Origin of the sequence: Halomonas sp. SIMBA_159, assembly GCF_046536035.1 — a bacterium.
Classification (GTDB): domain Bacteria; phylum Pseudomonadota; class Gammaproteobacteria; order Pseudomonadales; family Halomonadaceae; genus Vreelandella; species Vreelandella venusta_A.
The window spans coordinates 1-249 of the sequence record NZ_JAWJBT010001206.1; the positions used below are offsets into that span (position 1 = coordinate 1).

Annotated in this window: 1 pseudogene; it reads left to right on the forward strand. The window is 50.6% G+C overall.

Going from position 1 to position 249, the window contains the following annotated elements:
* Nucleotides 1-226: pseudogene (locus tag R0J87_RS23090) on the forward strand (ABC transporter permease); the annotation flags it as partial.
* Between the last annotated feature and the right edge of the window lie 23 nt (nt 227-249).

Genomic DNA, 249 nt, shown 5'->3' on the forward strand with positions numbered 1-249 from the left:
GGTGGTTATTGGCGGCGGATCGCTGATGGGCGGACGTTTTAACCTACTGCTTTCGGTGGTGGGGGCGCTGATTATTCAGGGGATGAACACCGGAATTTTGCTTTCGGGCTTTCCGCCAGAGATGAACCAGGTTGTAAAAGCGGTGGTGGTTCTTTGCGTGCTGATTGTCCAGTCGCAACGCTTTATCAGTCTGATTAAAGGAGTACGTAGCCGTGATAAAACGTAATTTGCCACTGATGATCACCATCG